The sequence below is a fragment of the Alteromonas sp. MB-3u-76 genome (assembly GCF_002831605.1).
GTDB classification, from domain to species: Bacteria; Pseudomonadota; Gammaproteobacteria; order Enterobacterales; family Alteromonadaceae; genus Alteromonas; species Alteromonas hispanica.
The window spans coordinates 2098632-2116824 of the sequence record NZ_CP025115.1 but is presented as its reverse complement, the minus strand read 5'-3'; the positions used below and the strand labels follow the sequence as shown (position 1 = coordinate 2116824).

The 18193-nt window shown below is 42.5% G+C and carries 19 protein-coding genes and 2 pseudogenes; 4 read left to right on the top strand and 17 right to left on the bottom strand.

Features of this window, described 5'->3' with window-relative positions; genetic code table 11:
* Positions 1 to 9 precede the first annotated feature (9 nt).
* The gene (locus CW735_RS20055; protein WP_332310103.1) at positions 10 to 237 is read right to left on the bottom strand and encodes a MerR family DNA-binding protein; all 228 of its coding nucleotides are present in this window, start codon (positions 235 to 237) and stop codon (positions 10 to 12) included.
* Between the two features lie 49 nt (positions 238 to 286).
* On the opposite strand from CW735_RS20055, the gene tnpA (CW735_RS09390) reads away from it, so the two are divergent.
* The 3 genes from tnpA (CW735_RS09390) (at position 287) to tnpC (CW735_RS09380) (ending at position 2537) form a co-directional block, all read left to right on the top strand.
* Positions 287 to 607, top strand: a complete 321-nt coding sequence (gene tnpA / locus CW735_RS09390) for an IS66 family insertion sequence element accessory protein TnpA (protein WP_100971820.1) — start codon at positions 287 to 289, stop codon at positions 605 to 607.
* Positions 604 to 954 (top strand): IS66 family insertion sequence element accessory protein TnpB, encoded by a 351-nt coding sequence (tnpB, locus tag CW735_RS09385; protein ID WP_100971818.1) that lies wholly within the window; start codon positions 604 to 606, stop codon positions 952 to 954. The genes tnpA (CW735_RS09390) and tnpB (CW735_RS09385) overlap by 4 nt, the downstream gene beginning before the upstream one ends.
* Positions 955 to 1040: 86 nt before the next feature.
* Positions 1041 to 2537: an IS66 family transposase gene (gene tnpC, locus CW735_RS09380; RefSeq protein ID WP_100971816.1), complete on the top strand. Its 1497-nt coding sequence runs from the start codon at positions 1041 to 1043 to the stop codon at positions 2535 to 2537.
* Here the strand turns inward: tnpC (CW735_RS09380) and CW735_RS09375 are convergent.
* The 6 genes from CW735_RS09375 to merR all read right to left on the bottom strand — a co-directional run bounded on the left by CW735_RS09375 (position 2511) and on the right by merR (position 6037).
* Entirely contained in the window at positions 2511 to 2804 is a 294-nt protein-coding gene (locus CW735_RS09375) for a hypothetical protein (RefSeq protein ID WP_232368407.1), read from the bottom strand. The genes tnpC (CW735_RS09380) and CW735_RS09375 overlap by 27 nt on opposite strands.
* 113 nt (positions 2805 to 2917) lie before the next feature.
* On the bottom strand, positions 2918 to 4357 hold the full coding sequence (gene merA / locus CW735_RS09370; protein ID WP_008467329.1) for a mercury(II) reductase: 1440 nt from the start codon (positions 4355 to 4357) through the stop codon (positions 2918 to 2920).
* 20 nt (positions 4358 to 4377) lie between these two features.
* Positions 4378 to 4797, bottom strand: a complete 420-nt coding sequence (gene merC / locus CW735_RS09365) for an organomercurial transporter MerC (RefSeq protein WP_008467331.1) — start codon at positions 4795 to 4797, stop codon at positions 4378 to 4380.
* Complete coding sequence (gene merP / locus CW735_RS09360; RefSeq protein WP_008110847.1) at positions 4797 to 5081, bottom strand: mercury resistance system periplasmic binding protein MerP; 285 nt, start codon at positions 5079 to 5081, stop codon at positions 4797 to 4799. Before merP ends, merC begins: the two co-directional genes overlap by 1 nt.
* Positions 5082 to 5127: 46 nt before the next feature.
* Positions 5128 to 5475, bottom strand: a complete 348-nt coding sequence (locus CW735_RS09355) for a mercuric transporter MerT family protein (RefSeq protein ID WP_016899520.1) — start codon at positions 5473 to 5475, stop codon at positions 5128 to 5130.
* 190 nt (positions 5476 to 5665) lie between these two features.
* Positions 5666 to 6037 carry an Hg(II)-responsive transcriptional regulator gene (merR, locus tag CW735_RS09350; RefSeq protein WP_033011277.1) on the bottom strand — a complete coding sequence of 124 codons (372 nt, stop codon included), beginning with the start codon at positions 6035 to 6037 and terminating at the stop codon, positions 5666 to 5668.
* 197 nt (positions 6038 to 6234) lie between these two features.
* Between merR and CW735_RS09345 the strand changes: the two genes are divergently transcribed.
* Positions 6235 to 7191 carry an IS1595 family transposase gene (locus CW735_RS09345; protein ID WP_157812624.1) on the top strand — a complete coding sequence of 319 codons (957 nt, stop codon included), beginning with the start codon at positions 6235 to 6237 and terminating at the stop codon, positions 7189 to 7191.
* Positions 7192 to 7531: 340 nt separating this feature from the next.
* Here the strand turns inward: CW735_RS09345 and CW735_RS09340 are convergent, their stop codons facing one another.
* From CW735_RS09340 to CW735_RS19920, 10 genes and pseudogenes are all read right to left on the bottom strand, one after another.
* On the bottom strand, positions 7532 to 7876 hold the full coding sequence (locus CW735_RS09340; protein ID WP_198521002.1) for a copper-binding protein: 345 nt from the start codon (positions 7874 to 7876) through the stop codon (positions 7532 to 7534).
* Positions 7877 to 7977: 101 nt separating this feature from the next.
* Positions 7978 to 11181: an efflux RND transporter permease subunit gene (locus tag CW735_RS09335; protein WP_100971814.1), complete on the bottom strand. Its 3204-nt coding sequence runs from the start codon at positions 11179 to 11181 to the stop codon at positions 7978 to 7980.
* The gene (locus tag CW735_RS09330; RefSeq protein ID WP_100971812.1) at positions 11175 to 12785 is read right to left on the bottom strand and encodes an efflux RND transporter periplasmic adaptor subunit; all 1611 of its coding nucleotides are present in this window, start codon (positions 12783 to 12785) and stop codon (positions 11175 to 11177) included. The genes CW735_RS09335 and CW735_RS09330 overlap by 7 nt, the downstream gene beginning before the upstream one ends.
* Positions 12778 to 13437 carry a TolC family protein gene (locus CW735_RS09325; RefSeq protein WP_157812671.1) on the bottom strand — a complete coding sequence of 220 codons (660 nt, stop codon included), beginning with the start codon at positions 13435 to 13437 and terminating at the stop codon, positions 12778 to 12780. Before CW735_RS09325 ends, CW735_RS09330 begins: the two co-directional genes overlap by 8 nt.
* A gap of 45 nt (positions 13438 to 13482) precedes the next feature.
* A complete protein-coding gene (locus tag CW735_RS09320; protein ID WP_100970760.1) occupies positions 13483 to 13815 on the bottom strand; it encodes a hypothetical protein in 333 nt (110 codons plus the stop codon).
* 7 nt (positions 13816 to 13822) lie between these two features.
* On the bottom strand, positions 13823 to 15409 hold the full coding sequence (tnpC, locus tag CW735_RS09315; protein ID WP_198520977.1) for an IS66 family transposase: 1587 nt from the start codon (positions 15407 to 15409) through the stop codon (positions 13823 to 13825).
* Between the two features lie 23 nt (positions 15410 to 15432).
* Positions 15433 to 15768 carry an IS66 family insertion sequence element accessory protein TnpB gene (gene tnpB / locus CW735_RS09310; protein WP_100970759.1) on the bottom strand — a complete coding sequence of 112 codons (336 nt, stop codon included), beginning with the start codon at positions 15766 to 15768 and terminating at the stop codon, positions 15433 to 15435.
* Complete coding sequence (gene tnpA / locus CW735_RS09305) at positions 15768 to 16040, bottom strand: IS66 family insertion sequence element accessory protein TnpA (RefSeq protein ID WP_100970758.1); 273 nt, start codon at positions 16038 to 16040, stop codon at positions 15768 to 15770. The genes tnpB (CW735_RS09310) and tnpA (CW735_RS09305) overlap by 1 nt, the downstream gene beginning before the upstream one ends.
* 154 nt (positions 16041 to 16194) lie before the next feature.
* A pseudogene (locus tag CW735_RS19925) lies at positions 16195 to 17283 on the bottom strand (Tn3 family transposase); the annotation flags it as partial.
* Positions 17284 to 17328: 45 nt separating this feature from the next.
* Positions 17329 to 18135: pseudogene (locus tag CW735_RS19920) on the bottom strand (PAS domain-containing protein); the annotation flags it as partial.
* Positions 18136 to 18193 lie beyond the last annotated feature (58 nt).

Genomic DNA, 18193 nt, shown 5'->3' with positions numbered 1-18193 from the left:
ATAATTGTTCTAATTGCAAAACTCTTCAATTTGGTTTGTTACTAGATTTAAAAATACTTTTCTATGCTCGATTTTAGTAAGTAGCAGCTTTTGGATGTCTTCAGGAACTTTTCTTTCTCCTGCATCTATTGCCATTAGTAATGGCTTGATATCAACTACAAGAAGACCTGCCGCCCTTGCTGCTCGAATGAACTTTAATCTCTTTAATGGTGTCCGTCCGGTAATCCCCGCATTCAATTCATAAATTAGCTACGGCATGGTGTTCTCTTTACTAAGGAGAATGACCATGCCTCAATATCAACGAAGAGAAGTGCAAGACTGGCTCAACTTATTCGAGCAGCAAAAGCAAAGCGGACTCACTGCGGTAGAGTTTTGTCGTCAGCAGCAGATTAACGTTCAAACTTACTATACCCGACGTCGCGATATTCGGCTTCAACGAACAAGCAGCAAGTTTGTTCAGGTGAAACGTGAAGTCACGAAGGTTGAATCCTACACCGAAGCAATGGGTGGCGACCTCCTCCTGAAATTGGGAAACGCTCAACTTAGCGTGCCAACCACTATTAACCCTCACTGGGTTGCTACTGTGATGAAGGCATTGGCCGAATGAAGATGTTCGTAGAGCCTGCCGACATTTACTTGTACATGGATATCGTCGACTTCCGCAAATCGATTAATGGCTTAATTGTCGTGGTTGAGCAGGATATGAACCTGAATCCGTTTCGCGATGCGCTGTTCGTCTTCTGCAACAAAAAGCGCGATAAGGTCAAAATACTCTATTGGGATAAAACGGGCTTCGCACTCTGGTATAAACGCCTCGAAAAACATCGCTTTAAATGGCCTGTCGATGCGAACTTAAAACAGATGCATATGAGTGAACAGCAGCTACAATGGCTGTTATCGGGCTACGATGTCATAGGGCATCAGCCGTTGCACTACAACGCATCCGGCTTATAACCTGTGATCATAAGTAGCGATTAACGATCACGAAATAGTCTTAATAATGTAAGGTAATCAGCACCTTAATACGGGATAATAGCGGTATGAACGAGAAAGAATACCAATCCCGCATCGCTGAACTTGAAGCGCTTCTTGAAGAGAAGAGCGCGCGGATTGCCTATTTAGAAGAACAGTTCCGTGTTGCCCAGCACAAGCAGTTCGGTAAAAGTACCGAAGGCCACCCTGGGCAAGGTGAGTTGTTTAACGAAGCGGAAGAACTGGTTGTTGAATCTGAAACAGCCGAAGAAACGATTAGCTATACCCGCAAAAAGCCCACACGTAAACCGCTACCTAAAGACCTGCATCGTGAAGTTATCGTTCACGATATTAGCGACGAAGAAAAAATCTGTGGCTGTTGTGCGGGCGAATTACATCGCATTGGTGAAGATAAGTCAGAGAAGCTTCAGTTTATTCCTGCACAGGTTAAAGTGATAGAGCATGTTCGCCCTAAATATGCGTGCCGTACCTGTGAAAAGGACGGTATCAACAACACGATTAAACAAGCGCCCGTACCTCACAGCGTGATTCCAAAAGGCTACGCAACGCCAAGCTTGTTAAGTCAAATCATCACCAGCAAATATCAGTATGGGTTACCGCTTTATCGACAAGAAGCGATGTTCAAACAGCACGGTATTGAATTAAGCCGTAAGACGATGGCGGACTGGATAATCCGCTGTGCTGAGTTGTTTAAACCGCTTTATGAGCAGCTTCATCAACACCTGTTAAAGCAACCTGTTATCGCGGCGGATGAAACCACGCTAAAAGTGGTTGAGTCTGAAAAAGCGAACAGCTATATGTGGTTGTACGCCAGTGGCGCTGATTCACCTAGCGGTAATATCACCGATACAGCGACATCCAATATCGTGTTGTACGACTACCACAATAGTCGGGCTGGGCAATGCGCAGTAGACTTCCTGCAAGGCTATAGCGGCTACCTGCAAGTGGATGGCTATCAAGGCTACGAGCAAACGCAAGCCACACTCATTGGTTGTTGGGCACATGCACGTCGTAAGTTTATCGAAGCCAAAAAAGGTGCAGGAAAGAAAGGCAGTGGCAAAGCAGATTGGGCGCTCAATCACATCCAAAAACTCTACCGCATCGAAACACAGCTAAAAGATAAAACGGTGGAAACGCGCTACCTTACCAGACAAGAAAAGAGCCTACCGTTGCTCAATCAGCTTCACGCATGGCTAATGAAATCAGTTCAACAAGTGTTACCGAAAACCAAATTAGGCGAAGCGATACAATACTGCTTGAACCAATGGGAAAAGCTTGTACGTTATACACTCGACGGCCAACTAAGTATCGATAATAATCGCGCTGAGCGCGCGATTAAGCCATTCGTCATAGGCAGAAAAAACTGGCTGTTTAGCCAAACCGCCACAGGCGCAAACGCCAGTGCCGTGCTCTACAGTGTTATCGAAACTGCAAAAGCCAACGACCTCAATGTGTTCGAGTATGTGATGACTTGCCTTGATGAACTCAGCAAGCCCGACGTCGATATCGAGCAACTGCTACCATGGCAGTTTGCTAAGCGCTAGGTGGAATTGCCGGACGCTTACCTTTAATGCACATAAGCCGTAAAGTGAATGGCCTGACTTAGTTTTTTCTTCGCAGTGTACTAAGTTCTCAAGAACATAATTTCTTACCGTATGGACAGATGTTTGTGCAGCTAGTGCCAGTTGAGAAATACTCAAAGGAAAATCCAACGCATCATCATCACTACTAATGAACTTATTGATGTCAGGTATCTCTGTCAAAAAACTGACTTCACCAACAGGAATGTTTTCAACCTTAGATTTAATCATGATTTAGCATGCTTCCAATTTGTGTTGTTAATGGAATGCCTTAAGATATCTTGATTACATTCAATCAATTGGCACTCCATTAACATTTCTGTAAGTACATTACCGTTAAATGATTACCCTGCGCAGCAAGATAGCTCTTTAACGTCTTTGCTAAAGGTTTGAGCGCATAACTTCAATCCTTCAACCATCGTCAAATACGGAAATAGTTGACCTGCCAATTCTTCGACTGTCATTTTATTATGAATAGCAAGAGCCGCACTTTGAATCAGTTCTCCGCCTTCATGGGCTAAAATTTGTGCGCCTATCAGTTTTCCCGTGGATTCTTCAGCTACCAACTTGATAAAACCATCCGTTTCAAAATTTGCTAAAGCTCTTGGTACGTTTTCCATATCAAGTACACGACTTATCGTATTTATTCCTACCGCTGAAGCTTGTACTTCGGTTAGACCTACCGTAGCAACTTGTGGGTCGGTGAATATAACAGCAGGCATGGTAGATAAGTCGAGTTGCGCATTTCCACCTGTCATATTAATTCCAGCCCTACTTCCGGCAGCAGCAGCAACATAAACAAATTGTGGCATATTGGAGCAGTCTCCAGCGGCATAAATGTTAGCTGTTGATGTTTCCATCATACTATTAACAACAATGGCACCACTTTTATCTGTTTCAACACCAACATTTTCTAAACCAAGCTTTCCAGTATTTGCATGGCGACCCGTAGAGATAAGCAATTTTTCAGCGATTAATGTTCCTTCGTTAGTTTCCAATGAAAAACCATTGCTATCATAAGAAACATGACTTGCTTGCGTATTATTAAGTACCCTAATACCTTCTTTTTCAAAGCACTCTGCCAGTTTTTCACCTAATAACGGATCTTCAGCATATAAAAGGGTATGTCTGGCTAGAATTGTCACACGGCTACCTAAACGGGCATAAGCTTGCGCAATTTCCAGAGCAACAACGGAGGAGCCGATGACAACTAGACTACTCGGTAACTCTTCTGCAAATAAGGCTTCTGTTGATGTCCAATAAGGTGTATCAACTAAACCCTTAATTGGCGGAATGCTTGGTGTAGAGCCTGTTGCAATTAAAATGCGATCTGCAACCAGCTCTTCTTCACTACCATCAGACTTGTGAACTAGCAAGGTATTTTGATTTTTAAAACGTGCATAACCTTTAAGTAAAGATAGCGCGGGATTACTCTCTAAAATACGTTGATATTTAGCATCGCGTAGTTCTTCGACGCGAGCGTTTTGCTGATGTGCTAATAAGGAGCGGCTAAGTTGTGGCTGAATATTTTCTAAACCATCAAACGGGTTAGTACGTTGCTGATGCGCTAATTGCGCAGCACGGATCAATATTTTTGAAGGAACACAGCCGACATTTACACAGCAACCTCCGATTACATCGGCTCCTTCAATGATAGTAACTCTTGCTCCGCCTTCTGCTGCTTTAATCGCACTGGCAAAGGCCCCTGAACCACTACCAATAATGGCTACATGTAATTGTTCTGGCTGGATGTCATTTGACGAGCAACAACTATTCGTTGACATATTTTATTCCTCTTAAAAAGTTAAGCGGTACAAGTTTCATCATCACAGCGTTTATTCGCTGGAGAAACCATGTCCCAAATTGATACAGCAACCATTAGTCCTAGCCCCGTATAAGTAACGTATGAACTCCACCCGTACTGGAACCAAGGGTATAAAGAGAGTAAAACCAAAATGGGGCCAATTGAACCGATAAAACTACGGTGCCATTGACGATGGCTAAACCAGCCTAAGATATTCATTGCCAGCGCTAATACTGCAAACAGTGGTAACAACGTATTAATAAATACCCCTTCCCACTGACTAAGAAATCCCATCCCAATTGCCGCACCAAGACTAGCTATCGCGGGAAAACACATGGCGCATCCCATTGCCGAAACAAGTGCACCTATAGAGCCTGCTTTATCTCCGATACGCGTAACTAGTTCTAAGGGGCTAAACATTACTTATTTTCACTTTTTAAATTTGAAGGGTAGCCAGCGTTGGTAGTCGCTGCAATTAATGCATTGATGTTGGTTTTAGTGTCATCAAAAGAAACAACAGCTAGCTTAGGCTTGTAGGTAACTTTCGCATTTTCAACGCCATCAACATTTTCTAATGACTTTTTAACTGTGATTGGACATGTCGCACAGTTCATCGTTGGCACTTCCAGTGTAACTGTTTTTACTTCAGCAAAAGCACCAAAACTAGAAAGTGAAAGCAGTGCGGTTAATAATAATTTTTTCATAATTAGCTCCAAATTTTAAAATGTTATAAATTTCTTGATCTGTATATTAAGCAAACAAAAGTATCCAATAATTACTGGTCACTAAAATTGTCGCAACTATAGCGCTCAGCCAGAAAATGACTTTTCGTTGTTGCTGTTTCTTAGGAATTGCACAGGCCGTTCCCGGCTCACACTCTTCTACAGGACGGTAAATTTTCCAACCTGAGTAACCAAACAACAACACTACAAATGCGATAAATAATGGCCTATAGGGTTCAAATGCAGTTAAATTACCAATCCATGAGCCACTTACCCCAAGTAATAACAGGAGCAAAGGACCTACACAGCATACGCCTGCGCCTAATGCTGCTATGATGCCTCCTATCATTGGAAGGTTTGATTCTTTTTGATTCATATAGATACCTCATTAAGTGATAATGCAAGTGTATTGCATGTACCTAAGTACGGAGTCAAGGGTGATTTATAAAAAATTTATCTTTGATAATCTGCTACGACAGATACGGGGAATAAGCTAACTTGAATTAAGGCGCAGAAGTAAAATTGGATATGCTGTTTTAGTGGGAAATGGTAGTTAAGTGAATCATTTACTTCGGTTGCAACGAATCAATTATTGGGCAGTGGCTATCGTCATCATTATTTTGGCATTGTCCTAAATGTTCTTCCAAAGCGTGTTCTAACAACAACAAGTCAGCCATCTTTTTTTGTACTGCGATCAGTTTTTTATTAGCTAATTCTTGTACTTTACTACATGGACTATCGTTTAACGCAAGTAACCCTTCAATCTCATTTAGCGTAAAACCTAATTCTTGAGAACGCTTGATAAAATGTATTCTATTTACCGTTTCTTTCGGGTAATGTCTATAGCCCTGCATAGGCTTTGGTGGTTGTTTAATTAAGCCTTTGCGTTCATAAAAGCGAATTGTTTCGACATTTACACTCAGTTCTTTAGCCAACATACTTATGGTTCGTTTAGACACGTTATCAATTACCTTACTGACTTTTTGTTTACTTACTTTATATCTAATTAAAGTGACCATCAATGAATACCAGTTTAAACATCGCTAATTGATTTTGTTTTTTCTTCTATTAAATAGGCTATGTTCTGCTAAATTGTTGCTATACTGTATATGAATACAGTTATTGAGGGTTGATCATGATCCCAGCACAATTTACAAAGCTTATAGCCGAGTTAGAACACTTAACAGATAGTCAAACCCGTTATGTTGAGAAGCTGCTGAAAGGCACTGATAGCGTCTCACAGTTGATAACAGAGCTTGAGGAGCGGATGGTTGAAAACCCTGAATGTCCGCACTGCCATAGCTCACTGATCAATCGGCACGGCAAGGTAAACAAGATGCAGCGTTATCGCTGCAAGAACTGCGGCAAAACCTTTGTAGCGACAACGGCGACACCGCTAGCTCGACTGAGGTACAAAGAGCTTTGGTTAGAATATATTCGCTGTATGCTGGACAGTAAGCCATTGCGTAAATGTGCCGAAGAATGTGGCCTCCACCTTGAAACATCGTTCAGGTGGCGGCACCGATTCTTGGCGCTACCATCAGCACTGAAAGCGAGCAAATTAGAAGGCATTATCGAGGCAGACGAAACACTTTTTCCCTACTCAGAGAAAGGCTCAAAACGGATGACTCGTCAGCCCCGTAAAAGAGGGGTGAAAGCGAAAAAACGAGGGCGTTCAAAGGATGATTGGGTGCCAGTTTTAACGGTCAGAGACCGAGCTAAGAGTACGTATGAAGCCGTTGTGCCAAGTGTTACATCGGAAGCTTTGCATCAGGAGCTAGCAGGAAAATTAGAGAAAGACAGTGTGTTGTGTAGTGATGGCTATAAGCCCTACATAGCTCTTTCTGAGAAAAATGATTTAATACACAAGCGCTTAGATGTGGCAGGAGGAATTAAGGTGATAGATAAAGTCTTTCACATTCAAAATGTTAACGCCTATCACAGCCGTCTGAAAGCGTGGATAAAACGGTTTAACGGAGTAGCCACAAAATACTTGGAACACTACCTGGGTTGGTTCAGGTTTATGGATAATCCAGAAAACCTTAACGAAAACAGGCTCTTTTCGATTCAACAACAGTTAATCCGAACATAGCCATTAAATAAGTAAAGTTACCGTTGTTACAACAATATTAAACCACAACAATGTATGGTTTATCCTTTTTCATTATCAAAGTCCAAATTAGTGTTATTACATGCAGTTCTACATGAGTATACCCATAAAGATTCCGGGAAGGGGTAAAGGTAACCTTACCAGTGCTTACCTCGTTAATTTAACAAAGTTAAATTGTAGAAGATACAATACCGCCGACAACACCAGTCGCTAGCGGTCATTGTACCTCTGCACTAATTCCAGTGTTTAGTTTCATTGATATAAAAGCTAAACTTTCAATCAGTGCCGTCACTTAAATAGCTATTTACGGAGTTTTTTTAGGCTAGTTCATATCGACAATGATAAATCTGCCATCGTTGGATTTAATAAAGCTAAAGTTAACAGTGTCTCCGACCTTTACTTCGTCAACTAAGTCTTTATTCTCTACTGCAAAAAACATTTTCATAGCGCCCCAGTTTAAACTCTTGATTGGGCCATGAGCGAGTTTTATCTTTTGTGCTTTTTTGTCAATAGCTAGTATTTTACCTTTGCCTTTATGTTGATTAACAGACACCGTATTGATTGTACTTTTTGATTCTGCATTCATTGGTGCAGCGTATCCAGACATCGAAATTAACCCTAGGCTAGATGCTACAAGTAGTGGAGTAATATAGTTTTTGATTTTCATAGTTTTTTCTCATTTATTGATTAAAATTTTTATAATACTTACTGTCTATTAAACAGGGTATTACGGTTTTATTTGCTATACACAAATCTGTAGATAGTCCTTTATTTACTTACAATCTCTTCATATTCCTTTGAACTCCTGTGTTGTTGGTTTAAAGCGGGAATCTTCCATATAACGAATAAAGCAGGAAAAACCAACAATACAATGATTAATGCCGTAGCGGTCCCACCAACCATAGGTGCTGCAATGCGCTTCATGACATCTGCTCCGGTGCCATCACTGATCATGACGGGGATCAAGGAAACTAATAAGGTTAAGCTCGTCATTAGCATTGGTCTTATTCGCTGCGAAGCGCCTGTAGCCACTTTTTCAAGAAACGTCGTTGTATCCTTGTCACGGTCATTCACGTGTTCGCTGTAGGATTGATCAAGATAATGCAGCATAAGCAAGCCCATTTCAGCAGCGAGTCCTGCCATTGCAATCATACCAACCCAAACAGCAACACTCAGTTTGAAATTTAGAAAATAAAGCAACCAAATTGATCCCATTAATGAAAATGGCATCGCACTCAAAACAAACAGTGTGTCACTCATTCTTCCTCGGTGCAGATAAAGCAACATGAAAATTGCTAATAGTGTTGCAGGAATTACCCATTGAAGTTTGGCTTTTGCACGTTCAAAATATTGAAACTGTCCCGCCCATCCAAGCCTGTAACCCGCTGGTAGTGCAACGTTTTTATCAATAGCATTCTTGGCAAAATTGACATAATCAGCAACACCGATATCACCTTTGATATCAACAAAAACAAAGCCAACTAATTGTCCATCTTCGTTACGGATCATGGGAGCACCCGTTCTAAAATTGATATCAGCTAATTCTGTGATAGGCACCTGTTGACCTGTTTTTGTGTGCACCAAAACTTGCTCAAGCTTGTCGATAGAGTCTCTGTAATCACGAGCATATCTAACAATGACATCATAGCGATCACGCCCTTCGATTGTTTGGGTCGCTTGCATTCCACCAACTGATGCCATAAGTACGTCTTCCACATCTTGTACATTCAATCCATAGCGTGATGCGGCCTCACGGTTGATGTCAAAATCTAAGAAATACCCGCCAGTGAGTCGTTCCGCAAATGCACTACGGGTATATTCACTAGTCGCAGAATTATTTTGGAGTTCTTTTTCAATAGATACCGCGATATCTTCAATTTGTTTGATATCGTCACCAAATACCTTAATCCCCAGCGTACTTCGAATTCCTGTTGCTAACATTTCTGTTCGCGTTTGAATAGGCATCCACCAAATGTTTGGCATGCCGGGATATCGAAGCTCTTCGTCCATCTCTGCAATTAGATCATCCCAAGTTAACCCTTCTCGCCATTGGTCTTTAGGTTTAAGTGTTATAACAGTTTCCACCATAGACAAAGGAGCTGGATCAGTAGCACTGTCTGAACGTCCAATTTTTCCAAAAACTCGTTCGACTTCCGGAAATTTTTTTAACTCTGCATCCATGCTTTGTAATACTTTACCCGCCTCTGTTATCGACATGCCGGGTAGAGCTGTTGGCATATAGAGAATACTGCCTTCATTGAGTGGAGGCATGAATTCGTTACCTAGCTGACGAGCCACAGGTATTGTTAAAATCAATGTTAACAACGAAACCCCAATCACTGGCCATCGATACTTGATGCAAGTTCGAATAGCTGGAAGAAATACCGCGATTAATATTCGATTAACAGGATTGCGATCGGATCTTATTTTTCCTTTAACCAGCAATATTGTGAGTGCAGGAATCAAAGTGACAGATAGAATTGCTGCAAACGCCATACTGTAAGTTTTTGTGTATGCAAGTGGCTTGAAAAGACGACCTTCTGTAGCCTCTAGAGAAAACACTGGTACAAACGAAATAGTGATGATGATCAATGAGAAAAAGATGCTTGGCCCCACATCTTTCATCGCCCGAATGATAATTTCTTTACGATCATGAGTACCTCCTTCCTGACTCAACTTTTTATGGACATTGTCCATCATGACCACCGCAGCATCGACCATAGCTCCAATAGCAACAGCTATCCCCCCAAGTGACATGATATTGGCAGTTAATCCTTGAAAAGCCATAGGAATAAAGGAAAGTAAGATAGCTATAGGCAAAGTAATACATGCGACTAGCGCTGAACGAACATGTAACAAGAACGCGAAAATAATCAGTGATACGACGATCATTTCTTCTATCAGCGTGTTGCGTAAGGTGCTGATGGCACGTAATATCAGATCTGAACGGTCGTAGGTGATAACGACCTCAACGCCATCAGGGAGACCAGCCTGAACTTCCTCAAGACGCTGTTTTACTCGTTCAATAACACTAAGCGCATTTTCACCATAGCGCATAACCACTATACCACCGACGGTTTGACCCTCACCATCTAGCTCGGCTAAACCTCGCTGCATTGCAGGACCTAATGTAATGTCCGCTACTTGGGCAAGTGTAATAGGCACGTGGTTTTCATCGACACCAATAACGACTTTGTTCAAATCATCTTTTGATTTGATATATCCTCTACCACGAACAAAGTGCTCGTGACCTGCAATTTCAAGCACTCGACCACCAACATCATTGTTAGAACGCCGTATTGCATTCACCACTTTTGGGAGTTCAATACCAAACCTTGATAATCGATGCGGATCAATTTGCACTTGGTATTCTTTAACAAAACCTCCAATCGAAGCGACTTCGGCAACACCATCTATAGCGCTGAGCCAATACCTTAATTTAAAGTCTTGTAAAGCTCGCAGCTCCGACAAATCGAGTGTTCCTGATTTATCGACGAGCGCATATTGAAATACCCAGCCTACACCAGTGGCATCAGGCCCAAGAGTTGGTTGAACATCCGGTGGTAGATCACTTGCAACAGTATTCAAATATTCAAGTACTCGCGATCTTGCCCAGTAAATATCTGTGCCATCTTCAAAGATGACGTAAACAAAACTAGCACCCAAGAAGCTTTGGCCTCGTACGAATCGAACGTTGGGTACTGACAATAACGCTGTTGTTAATGGGTAAGTGATTTGATCTTCAACCAAGTCAGGACTGCGGCCTTTCCAGTCTGTATACACAATGACTTGAGCATCTGATAAGTCAGGAACTGCATCTAATGGTGCCTGGAAAACACTTCGATAACCCCAAATAGCCATGATTAAAACAAGTATGATAGTTATCCCTGGCTTGTTAGCACAGTATGCAATGAGCTTAGCAACTAGACCATCACTGGTGTTTGGTGCAATGCTATTTTTAGCAGTTACCATTGGTCTACTCCCGCCTTGAGTTTACTTTCTGCTGCAACCAAGAAATTACCGGAAGTTACGATGGTATCGTTCTCTTCTAAGCCGCTTCGTATGACAATATAATCTCCGTTGCTGTATCCTGTTTTGACAGATTTCGGTTTTAAACGGCCTTCACCTAAATCAACAAATACAATTCGTTTATTTCCTGAAACTAAAACAGAGTCTTCAGGGATAAGGAGCTGTGAACCAAGATGCGCTTTCAGTGTGACATTTGCGAAAAGTCCAGGTTGGAGTTTCCCATCTGAATTTTCAACCTTAAGACGAACCCTAGCGGTTCGAGTCTGACTGTTCAAAAAAGGATCAACCTGCATGACATCTGCCGAAAACTCCTGACCAGGTATGTTTGTTATACGGATCGAAGCAGTCATATCAGGACTAATCAGTGGTAAGTGTTGTTCGTAAGCGAATGCTTCAATCCATAAAACATTTAAGTCAGCTAGTTTTAATAGTGTATCGCCGCGCTTAAAAGATGAGCCGCTCACAATATTTTTTTCGATTATGACAGCTTCATAAGGTGCAAATATCGGAACATAATCCTGAGCTTGGCGTTGTTTCTCTAGCCACACTATTTGTTGGTTACTTAATCCCCATAAATTCAAACGTTTACGTCCAGCCTCTATTAACGCGGCTCTTTGATTTTTTGATTCTCGCTGGTGACTTCGTTTAAGCGTTTCTAAATACTCTTCTTGAAGTGAAAGTAGTTCTGGACTATAGACAGTGAACAGAATTTCCCCTTTTTTCATCTTTCGTCCTTCATAATCAGCATTAAGGTCGCCTATCCAGCCATCAAACCGTAAACTGATTGCTGACAATTGTGTTTCGTCATAGGTCACTTCTCCTTGCAAATTTATAGGGAGAGAAAAAGGTGCCCTTATAACTTGATCTGTTTTGACTCCGATTTTTTGTCGTCTCCCTTCATTAATCATCACGCTGCCACTCTTTAACTCCTCTTTGGTTACAGGAACAAGATCCATTCCACAAATAGGACATGTGCCAGGTGTGGCTGACTTCACTGAAGGATGCATTGAACAGGTATGGTAAGCTACATCGCCTGATGGTGTTGAAGTGGATAGTTCCAGCCCTTTGCGACCAGTAGCCATATCAAAGGTCAGATCAACGTGATGTTGCTCACTGGTGGCAATATCGACGGCCAGCGGCCAGCTACCTGCCATAGACAATTCGAAGTCACCTTTATATATACCAGGAGATATTTCTTTGATATCTGCTTGTGCATACATGGCTGGCATGCTTCCCATTGCAGGCATTTCACCTACAGCCCTGACTTTGGCATTTGTAACTGCATTACCTTCTTTATCTTTAACCACAATAGTAATTTGATTTGTGCCCACTTGAGGTGTTTCTGGGTTAATACTCACCGCGACTTTAAATGGACCTGCATCAATAAACTCCTGATTTGAAATCTCAGAAGTTGGTGAATTAAACATCTCCTTAAAAGAAGACCAATCCATAAAAGTTCCGCCTATAGCAAGCGTGACAATCGACAATAGTCCGAGAAACCCTAAAAAATATTCTCTTCGTATTGATTTTCTAGGTTTCTCACTCATAATTTTTCTCCTGCTTTATATTCTGAAATTCATTGTTTTCGCCAAATTGCGAATTTGCTACTGGGTAGACCAAGCCTGCTGCTGCTAAAAGTTGAGAGTAGTATGCAAACTGATCTCTTAATGCTTGATCTGCTTTTCTTTCCGTAGACAATAATTGCCTTTGGGCTGTTAGAAAAGATAGGAAGTCACCGCTACCAGAGCGATATTCATCTCTTGCAGTATTCATATTTTCTTCAGCTAAGGGTAAGAGTTCACTATGGTAAAGTTGAAGCACCTCTTTGGCTTCTCGCCAATGGCTATAACTTTGTGTCAAAGTTTCACGTAATTCTGAGGTTATATCCTGTTGCTGCCAACCTAGCGCAAGGCGCTCTGCTTTGATTTTTCCTTCTCTGCTTGTACGTTTACCGAAATCAAATGGTAAATTAAAGCCAACACCGACAACCCACTGTTGTTCATTATTCATCCATAAATTATTATATCGCGCAAACGCATTAAAAGAGGGATAACGATCTTTTTCGGCCAGAGAAAGCTCTTTATTTTTTTTGCGTAGTTGTGCCTGAATAGATTTTATCGATGGTTGATCCGTGATGTTGAATATAGCTTTATCAAATTGCTTTTGATCAAAATGTGTTAGCGGTAGCTCATCACTCACTATCTTACTCTGTGGCGAGAAATTTCCTATTCTTCGTGTAACCGATCATTTTAGACCGTTCTTGACCGCCTGACTAAGATCGAGTTTAGCAACGCTAACCGCAGTTACTATGCCAGCCGGCACCTTGTGATGCGTCTTGCCATTGTTGTTAGCAATGAGCACCGTTTTTCTATTTTTCTTAAGTAACGTGCCGGTGATAGTTTTGCCATCATGAGCATACTGCACTTTCATGCCTGGGCGCAGTTTAGCAAGCGCTTCTCTATCTTGTTTTGCTCGTAATTCATCAATGCGGTTAACGACCGCTTCATTGAGTATATACAATTGGTCGAGAGTGAGTTGGCTAATATCGATGGTCGTTTTCGTTTCTTTTTCGGTCATAGCGTCTTCACTTTTCTATGTCTGAGCGCAGGCGTTTATCAGCGAACAGTGCTTTCCAGCGTCTAGGGGTTAAGTCGATGATGTCTTTGGCTGGATGTTGCGATACGCGTTGCAGTACATCGACTAGGTAGTGGTATGGATTGATGTTGTGTAATTTGCAGGTCACGGTGAGTGTATGCAAGGCACCAAGCTGTTTTGCGCCCAACTCACTCCAGCAGAACAAATGGTTCTTCTTACCCATAGGGATAACGCGTAAGGCCCTTTCTAAATGATTAGTGTCGATATTCACTTGTGCGTGCGTCAGGTAAGTCTTTAACTCATGATGACGGTCATAGGCATAAGCTAAGGCTTTGCTTAACGGATCTTTAGGTAATAATTCTGGGCGTTGGCGTTGCTCGTATAGCCAATGAAACAGAGCATTGATGACAGGCTCGCTGTGTTTGAGGCGATATTGCACGGTATCCTCGGCATTAAGCGCGTGTTTTCGTATGTGTGCTTCCACTTTATACAGCTTTTGTATTTCAGCCAAGGCGTATTGTGCCTCTTTAGGATGATAATCCAATGCTTTTTCGAAGTAGCGGCGCGTATGCGCCCAACAGGCTGCATGGGTGATGTGTTGGCCTTGGCTGTTTAGCGTATCAATGATTTGGCTATACACCGCATAACCATCGCTTAGCAAGGTGCCATTAAAGCCAGTGAGTTGCGCAATCGCATGTTGTTTGCCGCGAGAAGATGACCAGGTAAAGGCCACTTCATCTTGCTCACCATAAATGGGCCAGAAGTAGGTTTGTTTCATGGTGTTATGTTTGCGGCGAGTCGAGGCTTGTCGACCCGCCTTCATCGGCGTTTCATCCATGCTGATGTTGCCCCCACTCAGTATATTACTCAGCACTGCTTGTGCGATAGGGATAACTAAATCAATGCTTTGACTGACGTAGTTGATTAAGCTCGCCCGCGATAAAGTCACACCCGATTGCAGCATACGTAAATGCTGTCGGTGAAGGGGTAAATGGAATACGGCTTTATCAACCATGAGGCCCGCTAATAGTGATACATCCGCATACGCCCCTTCTAACACATTATCGGGAGTTGAGGGGGACAACATGTTGCCCGTTTCTTTGCTTTTAAAGACTTTTTTGCGATAAATTAAGACTTGGTAGCTACCTGGCAGTTGCGCTAAGCGATGGGTCTCTTTCGTGCCAATAATTTCATACTTATCAGCATCCTCACCTTCAAGCTCGGGGCAAGGCACATCAATCACTTTTGTGGGCACGTCATCAGTAAAGCGAAGGCCGGTATCATTGACGTTATTGTCATCTTTTTGTTTAGTGGAGCGGGCATAGCCTTTGACGGCTTTTTTAGGTGCTGGCGGTAAATCTTCATTCGTCGCTTGGCCAAACAACTGCGTTTGGTCAGAATTCTCTACTATGTGCTTTTCTGACTTACGCCCAAACAACTGACGCTTAAACCAGTCGACTTGTTGTTGCAACTGCGCGGCGTGTGCTTGTGACTCAGCCAGTTTTGCACACACATTAGCATATTCTTCTTGTGGAATATGAGGTGTGTTTTGTGGCAAATCGGCAGCGCTTTTCATGCGGCTAAGTATAGCAAATTCAGCTACTTAAGTCGCATGTTTTGTTTGCCTTTTTGCCAATAAACACCATCAATCAAACACTGTAACTGCGCGGTGTTCAGGGCGATTTTATGCCCATTACCTGACACTTTACCGAAGGTGCCCCGCTCCAATCTTTTCGACCATAAACAGTAACCGCCTTGATGGTAATACAGCACTTTTATCATGGTGCGTTTGCGGTTCACAAACACAAACCAATCGCCGAGCTGTGCTTGCATCTGCAACTGATTGTTCACCAACGCCGCTAAGCCGTCGAACTGCTTGCGCATATCGGCAATACCAAGATATAACCATATTTTAGCGCTACTTGCTGTTAGCATTAACCATCTCTACTCATGTTCAGCACCACACCGTTTGGTAGCGTTAACTCGATTTGCCATTGGCGCATGGCTGGCCGATGTGAGGTCATGCTGTCAATGGGCAGCCATTGCGGTGATGTCTGCGGCAACGACAAAGCTTGACGTTTTTTGCGTTGCAAATAAAAAGTGGACTGGTTAATGTGGTGCGTGTGGCAAAACTGCGCGATGGTCATATCGCTGGCTTCTTGCGCATCGATAAGTTGCTGCCATTCTTGAGAGCTTCGTCTAGTCATTGATATTTTCTCCTATATTAATCAATGATTAGATTTTAGGGGCTTAGCTTAAGAATAAAAGAGCGGTCTATTTTGACCGCTTACCTGCAGACATTCCGTCCTAGATTTTCAATTATCTCCGCAGCCCTTTATTACCAGTGCTTGTAGAGGCTCGTCAATTTTCAATCAACACCTCTTCTTCCGTAATTGGACGGATTAATTCATCCATATCAAGTATATCCTGACCGAAGTTAAAACTGTAGGTACCATTGAGATTGATGTTTGTCCAAGCGACCGGCGACACCTGTTGTGTCAGTGTTAGCATATCGATTTGCCCCGTATGCTCGAAGTGAACAAGTAATTTACTGAGCACGAGTGAGTTAAAGTAGATGATGGCATTGGTCAGCAATCGTGCACAATCGTTCCATAACTCAATTTCATAATCAGTCGAGCCTCGGAATCGATTCCCATTAACCGAAGCAATTGCTCTTCTCAGCTGATGATAAGCTTCACCTCTATTCAAAGCACGTTGCACATGTTTTCTAAGTTTCTCATCGCCCATGTAGTTCAAGATATAAAGGGCTTTAACCAACCGATTGTATTCGGTGATGGCCTTCAATAAAGGGTGATCTTTGGGGTAACCTGATAGTTTGCGCACCAATACAGCTTGTGTGGTTGTCTTGCGCTGCAGAGAGATCATGATCCGTTGTGCGACATCCCATTGGCTCTCGACTGTGGCGATATCAATGGGCGTTTTCATCACTAACTGTTCATTGTGAATGCTAAACTGGTCATCAATGACGCTACCAACATTTGCATAGCGAGGAGCAAACGCATAGCCAGATAAGTCTAGCAGAGCGAAATTCATATGGTTAGCCCCGTGAGTATCCGTTGATAATACATCCGGCTTGATGTCTGAGGTATTGCTGAACAACAGGTCGTAGATAAAGTGAGATTCATGCTCATTAGCGCCAATCATTTTTGCGTTGATGGCGGCATGATTTGCTACCAACGTGACCGCAGACACGCCCTTGTTAGTGCCGAAGTATTTGGAGGCATAACGGGTTTTAAATGTCTCTAGCCGACTTTCGAACTTTTGGCCATCAGCACTTGCGTGCAATAAATTCTCTTGGATCTGGTAGTGTTTAAAGATAGGTAATCGTGCAATCGCATTACAGATAGCATCATTGGCGTCAACTAACGTCTCGCGCCTGAGGTAATTGGCTTGAATGGAACGCAGCTGATTATACTGCCTATCGGAGATATCTCTTACCAGCCCAATGTATTGTTTCTCTCCCTTCTCCACCGACTCAGTTAGCGATAACTCCATTTGAAAAACGTCGCCATTTTTTCTTCTAGCCGGGAGTTGCCGACCTACACCTATAATCTTAGCCTCACCCGTTGCTTTGTAGTGTTGCATGTAACTATCGTGTTTCATGGCATAGGGCTGTGGCATTAACATGGCAACATTCGCGCCTATTGGCTCACTCTTATCATAACCGAACAGCCTAACTGCTACCTCGTTGCACTGCCGTATTTGGCCTTCGCTGTTAATAGTGATGACTGCATCGTTCAAGTTATTCAAAATATTTTCGAGTGTTTCGGTATGTTCCTTAAGGCGAGTAGATATCAGCCTTGCTTCTGTTACATCTTCAAATGTGCCATAAACTCGCACCACTTTGCCCTGTTGGTCTACCTCAGAGTTTCCGGTAGTTCGCACCCACTTCGCATTGCCACTGGCGTCGGTAAAAGCAAGCTCTAAATCATAAGCCTCAAGATTGGTTGTAAGGTCGTGAAATGCGCGCTTAATTTTTTCCTGCGATTGAGGCGCATAAAAGCTCATGGCTTCATTTGGCGTGAGTGATTGATTCTTTGACACTCCGTAAATACGGTAAATTTCATCAGACCAAAATACGCCTTTGGCGTGATAGTGAAACTCCCATGCCCCAATTTTTGCGATAGATTGAATGTCGTTTAACAGTCCTAGCTGTGCCGTCGTTTGTTTATTTAGGAAGCACTTTTGAAGGTAAGCACTCAATTGCTCTGCAACGGTTTCAAATAGCTTTTTTTTCAGTGGCTCAACATCGGCTGAAGCTGCAAAGCACCCTGTAAGCATACCTACAGTACCAGCGTTTTCATTGGAAATGGGCGCATTCATACTCACCTCTATCTCG

What these genes read in the sequence shown, in the direction of transcription:
- CW735_RS09340 (WP_198521002.1), bottom strand. Translation starts at nt 7,876, where the DNA reads ATGAAAATCAAAAACTATATTACTCCACTACTTGTAGCATCTAGCCTA.
- CW735_RS09320 (WP_100970760.1), bottom strand. Translation starts at nt 13,815, where the DNA reads ATGACCGAAAAAGAAACGAAAACGACCATCGATATTAGCCAACTCACT.
- tnpA (WP_100971820.1), top strand. Translation starts at nt 287, where the DNA reads ATGCCTCAATATCAACGAAGAGAAGTGCAAGACTGGCTCAACTTATTC.
- tnpC (WP_100971816.1), top strand. Translation starts at nt 1,041, where the DNA reads ATGAACGAGAAAGAATACCAATCCCGCATCGCTGAACTTGAAGCGCTT.
- merC (WP_008467331.1), bottom strand. Translation starts at nt 4,797, where the DNA reads ATGTTTAGCCCCTTAGAACTAGTTACGCGTATCGGAGATAAAGCAGGC.
- tnpB (WP_100970759.1), bottom strand. Translation starts at nt 15,768, where the DNA reads ATGCTAACAGCAAGTAGCGCTAAAATATGGTTATATCTTGGTATTGCC.
- merP (WP_008110847.1), bottom strand. Translation starts at nt 5,081, where the DNA reads ATGAAAAAATTATTATTAACCGCACTGCTTTCACTTTCTAGTTTTGGT.
- tnpB (WP_100971818.1), top strand. Translation starts at nt 604, where the DNA reads ATGAAGATGTTCGTAGAGCCTGCCGACATTTACTTGTACATGGATATC.
- merA (WP_008467329.1), bottom strand. Translation starts at nt 4,357, where the DNA reads ATGTCAACGAATAGTTGTTGCTCGTCAAATGACATCCAGCCAGAACAA.
- tnpA (WP_100970758.1), bottom strand. Translation starts at nt 16,040, where the DNA reads ATGACTAGACGAAGCTCTCAAGAATGGCAGCAACTTATCGATGCGCAA.
- tnpC (WP_198520977.1), bottom strand. Translation starts at nt 15,409, where the DNA reads ATGAAAAGCGCTGCCGATTTGCCACAAAACACACCTCATATTCCACAA.
- CW735_RS09330 (WP_100971812.1), bottom strand. Translation starts at nt 12,785, where the DNA reads ATGAGTGAGAAACCTAGAAAATCAATACGAAGAGAATATTTTTTAGGG.
- CW735_RS09355 (WP_016899520.1), bottom strand. Translation starts at nt 5,475, where the DNA reads ATGAATCAAAAAGAATCAAACCTTCCAATGATAGGAGGCATCATAGCA.
- CW735_RS09345 (WP_157812624.1), top strand. Translation starts at nt 6,235, where the DNA reads ATGATCCCAGCACAATTTACAAAGCTTATAGCCGAGTTAGAACACTTA.
- merR (WP_033011277.1), bottom strand. Translation starts at nt 6,037, where the DNA reads ATGTTGGCTAAAGAACTGAGTGTAAATGTCGAAACAATTCGCTTTTAT.
- CW735_RS09375 (WP_232368407.1), bottom strand. Translation starts at nt 2,804, where the DNA reads ATGATTAAATCTAAGGTTGAAAACATTCCTGTTGGTGAAGTCAGTTTT.
- CW735_RS09335 (WP_100971814.1), bottom strand. Translation starts at nt 11,181, where the DNA reads ATGGTAACTGCTAAAAATAGCATTGCACCAAACACCAGTGATGGTCTA.